The organism is Candidatus Thermoplasmatota archaeon, assembly GCA_022848865.1.
Lineage (GTDB): Archaea > Thermoplasmatota > Thermoplasmata > RBG-16-68-12 > JAGMCJ01 > JAGMCJ01.
The window spans coordinates 1-5,948 of record JAJISE010000055.1 but is presented as its reverse complement, the minus strand read 5'-3'; the positions used below and the strand labels follow the sequence as shown (position 1 = coordinate 5,948).

The 5,948-nt window shown below is 58.5% G+C and carries 7 protein-coding genes; 3 read left to right on the top strand and 4 right to left on the bottom strand.

Annotated elements, in window-relative coordinates:
- From LN415_08835 to LN415_08825, 3 genes are all read right to left on the bottom strand, one after another.
- Positions 1–194, bottom strand: a 194-nt coding sequence (locus tag LN415_08835) for an aminoacyltransferase (protein ID MCJ2557191.1), incomplete at its 3' end; no start/stop codon positions are given.
- Positions 195–1,175, bottom strand: coding sequence for a polysaccharide deacetylase family protein (locus tag LN415_08830; protein MCJ2557190.1), 981 nt, complete (start codon positions 1,173–1,175; stop codon positions 195–197).
- Positions 1,175–2,188, bottom strand: coding sequence for a hypothetical protein (locus LN415_08825; GenBank protein ID MCJ2557189.1), 1,014 nt, complete (start codon positions 2,186–2,188; stop codon positions 1,175–1,177). The genes LN415_08830 and LN415_08825 overlap by 1 nt, the downstream gene beginning before the upstream one ends.
- Positions 2,189–2,317: 129 nt before the next feature.
- Between LN415_08825 and wecB the strand changes: the two genes are divergently transcribed.
- The 3 genes from wecB to LN415_08810 are packed head-to-tail and all read left to right on the top strand — an operon-like array spanning position 2,318 to position 4,906.
- Positions 2,318–3,382, top strand: coding sequence for a UDP-N-acetylglucosamine 2-epimerase (non-hydrolyzing) (gene wecB, locus LN415_08820; GenBank protein ID MCJ2557188.1), 1,065 nt, complete (start codon positions 2,318–2,320; stop codon positions 3,380–3,382).
- 27 nt (positions 3,383–3,409) lie between these two features.
- Positions 3,410–4,282 carry a rhomboid family intramembrane serine protease gene (locus LN415_08815; protein ID MCJ2557187.1) on the top strand — a complete coding sequence of 291 codons (873 nt, stop codon included), beginning with the start codon at positions 3,410–3,412 and terminating at the stop codon, positions 4,280–4,282.
- Positions 4,283–4,306: 24 nt separating this feature from the next.
- On the top strand, positions 4,307–4,906 hold the full coding sequence (locus tag LN415_08810) for a hypothetical protein (GenBank protein MCJ2557186.1): 600 nt from the start codon (positions 4,307–4,309) through the stop codon (positions 4,904–4,906).
- On the opposite strand, the gene LN415_08805 is transcribed toward LN415_08810, so the two are convergent.
- Positions 4,903–5,948: hypothetical protein (locus tag LN415_08805; protein ID MCJ2557185.1), on the bottom strand; the 1,046-nt coding region annotated here is incomplete at its 5' end. The two genes, LN415_08810 and LN415_08805, sit on opposite strands and share 4 nt — an antisense overlap.

Sequence of the window (5,948 nt, the reverse complement as noted above, 5' to 3'; positions counted from 1 at the left end):
CCGGTCCACAGTAGAGTGGCAAGTAGGACGCCTTGGATCTCGCCGTTCTGCACCGCGAATATGCGGATGGGTTCGTACCCCTGAGTCTTCTCATACACTCTTGCCATCTCCGGGGTCTGGAAGATGTTCCCTTCAGGGATCTCTCTAACGAAATCCCGCCATTCCTGCTCCTTAACCTCGCGGATAAGCTTCACTCAAGTACCCCGCCTTGAACGTTTGTGCTTCCTCGACAAGTGTCTCCTGAGGAAGTCGCCAACAGACATAGCATCGATATCGCCCGTCAGACAGAATGCGCTCTGATGGTCTTGAGGCCACAGGCCCTTGTCCACAAGTCCGCCATTCTTTGTCACGTCTCCTTCGGCGGACACGGCTTCGTTCCTTTCGGTCCACCAGGAGGCGACTTCCCCAAGGGTTGCGTTCCAGATGTTCCTCTTTCGGACCTCTTCCAGCAGATGGCCCAAGGCCTCCTCGCAGATTGGGAACCTCTCGGGATGAACCTGGAGGACGAGAAGCTCCGACCTCTCATACGACTTCTTGAGCATTTCAAGCCAGTAGGCGAGAAGCTCCTCCGGCCGGGCGATCGCCAGTCTCTCGATCAACATCTCATCGTCCGGAAGAGAGACGGGCAGGCGAACGACGCCGTCCTCGATTCTGGGTAGGCTGGGAGCGTCGACCTCGTACTCTGATGAATAGAAATCCAAGACCTTTCTGACTTCCTTCTGCGAAGCCAGGTCGCGTCCTCCGACGTTCCAGAACACAGAACTCGATGAGTCGTACGCCAGACCAGAACGGGCCAGTGCCGTGATCATGTCCCTGTTCCAGCGCAGATACGGTGCTCGGAACCCGCTGGGATTCAGACCGACCGATTCGAAGTCCGAGATGGCCTGGCGCAGGTCACTTCCGATTCTTTCGGCCGTGACGTTCCTGTAGTCGATGTGCTCCATCCCGTGGATCGCCACGTCGAATTCCTTCAGGAAGCCTACCAGGTCTTCACTCCTCCTCAGGAGGGCGGACGGGCAGGCGAAGGTCGCCGGACAGTCATTGTCCTGGAGGAATTCCCGAAACGAGTCCAGGCTCTCTTCGAGCCGATGAGAGGAGAAACCGTAGTTCCTGATGACGCTGAAGGCCCGACCCAGCCGACCGAATCCACCACGGGACCTTGCGGCTCCTTTCATCAGACCACGCTCAGCACAAGTGCGATGAGGCCCGAGGCGGCATAGAGTCCGAGAATGACCAGAACCAACTTCCTTTCAGTCATGGGCCTGACGCTGAGCAAGAGGTACGCGAGCGTGTACCTCTCGGACCCTTTGGGAGGGGATAGTCTTCCCTGGGAATCTATCACCGGATTCTGGCAGGCCTCCCGCCGGTTACTGTTCCCCGCACGGAGGTAGTACAGGGTCGCCGCGACCTCGTAGAACGCCGGAAGCAGGCATATGGCGCCGAAGAACTCGATGTCCCCGATAATCACGCCCGCGGCGAGCGCCGCGCCCATGCCGAGGGTCCCGATGTCGCCGACGAACACCTTGGCGGGGTGTCTGTTGAAGTAGTAAAGGGCGAGGGAACATCCCAGAAGCGAAGCGAAGATGGGAAGGGCATAGCTCGTCGGGTTCCCCAGCCCGACGATGAGGAGAAGGAAGGCGGAGATGACCACGATTTGGCCGCTCTCGAGTCCGTTGTAGCCCGCTGACATGTTGATAGCGTTGCCACCACCAGTTATTCCGATTGGGACGAGCAGCAACCAGTAAGCGTAGTACGGAATGTCGATGACGACATCGAACGGGAATATGATATGTTCGGATCCGAAATGAACGAGCATGAGGGGAAGGCTGGCGAAGACCAGAGTGACGGCCTTCGTCCGCTGAGATATCTTGGAGATATCGTCGATTAGCCCGATCATCGATGCGATGAAGAAGACGCTGATCACTGCCAGGAAGGGAGGCTCGTACAGGTCGTCCATGAGCTTTATGGCACCAACCATCAGCGAGAGAGATATCGAGAAGGCGAAGACCGCCGCTATCCCGCCAAGCTCCGCGACCTGCGGCTTCTCTGGCTTGTTGACGTCAGAGCCAACCATCTTCCCTTCCTTCATCTTCCTGATTAGGGGGGGAAGGGCGACGATGGCCACGACGAGCGACGCCGAGAAGGCGATGAACGTGGCGAGATACTCTAGTCCTGGTTCAAACTGCATGCTATGTCAGCACGAAAAATCGGTGTGTATATCAAGCTTTCCAACGTCATTATCGGATTTGAGAATGAACCCTCCCAATGGAAAACGGGGAAAGAAGAGTTAAATACCGAGAGGCATAGTCGAAGCGAGATGAAGATCGCCACAATCGTTGGGGCAAGGCCACAGTTCATCAAGGCGGCCGCTCTGACGAGCGAATTGAGGGAGTTCGCCGAGGAGGTCGTCATACACACGGGGCAGCATTACGACTACGAGCTCAGCAAGGTGTTCTTCGAGACTCTCGACCTGCCAGAACCTGACTACAACCTGGGTGTCGGGTCCGGAACGCATGCGGTGCAGACCGCCAAGATGCTCAAGGGAATCGAGGACGTTCTCGTCAAGGAGCGGCCTGAACTCGTGCTGGTCCATGGAGACACGAATTCCACGCTCTCGGGTTCCCTGGCGGCCGCCAAAATCGGGATCAAGGTCGCCCATGTCGAGGCAGGCCTCAGGTGCTACAACAGGTCATTGCCAGAGGAGGTCAACCGGGTGCTGACGGATCACCTCTCGGGGCTGCTGTTCTGCCCCACTCGGACGGCGGTGGACAACCTGGAAAGGGAGGGGATAGTGACGGGCGTGCATCTCGTCGGGGATGTGATGAAGGACATGCTCGAGAGGTTCCTTTCCGCGGCGAGGGACAGAGAAGTGCTTCCTGAGATGGAACTCGGGGAAGGCGGATTCCATCTCATGACCCTGCACAGACCGCAGAACACCGAGGACGAGAGTAACCTCCGCGCGATTCTCGACGCCGTCTCCGGCCTGGACACGGAGGTCGTCTTCCCGGCGCATCCGCGAACGACAACCGCCATTGAGAGGTTCGGACTCGAAGAACACGTCGGAGACAACGTGAACATCACGGACCCGCTCAGCTACACGGACTTCTTGGCGCTTCTCGTGAGATGCAGGAAGGTCCTGACGGACAGCGGTGGGGTTCAGAAAGAGGCGTATCTTCTGGAGAAGCCGTGCGTCACCCTGAGAGAGGAAACGGAGTGGCCGGAAACGGTGGAGGACGGCTGGAACATCCTCGTGGGTGCGGACAGGGACAAGATCATCAGCGCGGTCACGTCGGAAGCCGCGCTGGGTGCGAGAAGGGAGTCCTTCGGGGATGGGAAAGCGGGCACCAGGGTCGCCGAGATCGTGCGCAACTCACTGAGTTAATATATCCCCCGACCATCTTGCTGACGAATGAGCCCGCTCACACCCATCGTGGTCGCGGTGGTTCTCGGAGGCATCATCTTCTCGTTGGTGAGGAGAGCCCCATTCAGCCTGACCATGGCAGCTGTCATCGGCGCGGTCTTCGCGATTGAGGTCATGGAGTCCTGGCTCGAGGTCTCGCCTCTCGTCCTGGACCTGGCCTTCCAGCCAGTGCACCTCACAGTGCCTGCGAGCTCGTACACCCTCTTCACGTCCATGTTCCTTCACGCGAACTTCTTTCATCTGATATTCAACATGATAGCGCTGATACTGATAGGGCCGCTCCTTGAGGAGAGGATCGGCGCGCCGAGGTTCGCGGTCATCTACATCGTCACTGGAATGATCGGCACGCTCGCATTCGGCCTGATGCATCTGAACGAACACGTCTTCGTCCTCGGGGCCTCGGGAGCGATCTCTGGCATACTGGGAGCCTTTGCGGTTCTGTATCCAAGGGTGAAGATCAGGATGCTCCCGCTTCCCCCGATGCGCGTTCCTTTCGTGGTCGCCATCATAATCGCGGTGGAGACGGTCTTCGCTTTGAACCCGAACAGCCACATAGCACACGAGGCGCATCTGATGGGTCTAGCGGCGGGGATTCTCCTTGCGCCCTTGATCATGAGGATCGGCTCGCCCGAGAAAGAGGTCCCCCACCTGGCGGGCCTCGAGGAGCTCGCGGTCACCGACGAGCTCAAGACCATCCTGCTGAAGATCGAAGGAGAGTCCGTGGAGGATGTCAGGCGGGCCTGGCTCGACCAGTTCCTGCAAATGGCCAGATGCCCAGAGTGCGGCGGATCGCTGCAGTCCAAAGGGTGGAGGGTCTATTCCGACTGCGGCTGGTCCATGAAGATGAGGAGAAAAGAATAATACCGTCCGGAATCATGACGAATCGTGCGCGTGCCTTCCGCCCTGATTCTCGACTGTCCCAACTGCGGGGAAAAGCCACACAGGATCGTCAAGGGCAGGATCTCCGAGGGAAAGGAGATAGTCCTGGAGGGTCTCGTCCGATGCACGAACTGCGGGCAGACCAGAAGGGAGAGGATCAGTGAGCCCAGGCCACTGACCGTTCCGATGATAGTGAGCAGGGGTGAGGCTTCCGAGAAGAAATCCATCGAGCTCGACCCGAAACTGATCGTGAGGAAGGGGGACAGGTTCCTCTTCGAGGGCGGGCAGATCGTGATAACTGGCATAGAGCGGGAAGGTCGAAGGCCTGAGGAGGCCCTTTCCTCCGATATCGATACGCTTTGGGCCAAGAGGATGGACAAGGTCGTCGTGAGGTTCTCGATAACCAGGGCGGGGCGGACGATCACGAAGGAAATCGAGGCCTCCCCGGACGAGGAGTTCTACACCGGGGACATGGTGGAGTTCGGGAGGATCAAGGCGGTCATCCGCAAGATAAAGGTGAGGAACCGGCTGATAAAGGATGGGAAAGCGAGGGCCGAGGACATCCTGAGGATCTACGCGGCTCCGATCAAGAGGACGTTCGCCTAGTTCTTCCTCTTGAAGAGAAAAGCTGTTGCCACAAGAAGCACGAATGAGGCTCCAAGGACCGCCGCCAGACTGCTCCACGGGAAGGCGGCTTCTCCCGCTCCCGAGAGGACTATCTTGTGGTCCGAGAAGTGCGAAAGATAGACGAACACTTCGAGCGTGTCCTCGTTCTGCGAGGCGAAGAACGCTGGATCGTCACCTCCCGCGAGAATCCGGTCGAGATCGTCCGCTCTCGCCGTCTCGGTTTCATCGATGTGAACGTGAATGCCCTCAGCGGGAACGCTGAACATCGCTCTGTCGAGGGTCAGGACGACCACTCCACCGGCCGGGAAGTCACCGGAGACGTCGACGACCGCCTTCTCGGTCGACACGAACGAGGGCGACATCGAGACTGACTGATACTGGATGGGGTCTGAGACGACGTTCTCCCCTATCTGCATCATGTACAGTTCCCCGAGGATCGTGCCCGTCGAGATCTCGTGTCCGATGAACTCGTCCGCCACAACTGACGCGCGGAAGAAGCACCGATCGCCATCGCCCATCCGGAGGCGAATCTGATTGAAGGACTTCTCCAGGATCGCGTCGCCCATGGCCACAAGCTCGCCCGTCGTTCCTCCCTTTCCCACTCGGGCCAGCCCCGCATCGACAATGGCCCCGATCTCCTCTTCGAACGTGAACGTCACAAGACCTTCGTCGGTGGCCTCGAAGCTCATCGTTGCCATTGGGTTGTTGTGGAACTCCATGACCATGTCACTGCTGGACACTTCCACGCGTTCCCCATCAACCACGGGGTCGGATATGGACAAGAAGTTCTGAACATCGATCGATTCGAAGAGTGGCTCAAACGCGGGAACCACGAAGCTCTTGGAAACACCAACCGAGTCGAGGGTCGGCGACGAGTCACCGTTGTACTCGAGCCTGATGAAGTCTCCGCTGATGGAGAAGGTGTCGTCTGGGTTCTGCTGAAGGTCCATGCCGTTGGGTCCTGCGGAAACGTTAAGCGTGGAAAAGGGCAGCAGAAGAGCCACCAGGACCGCCGTGATCG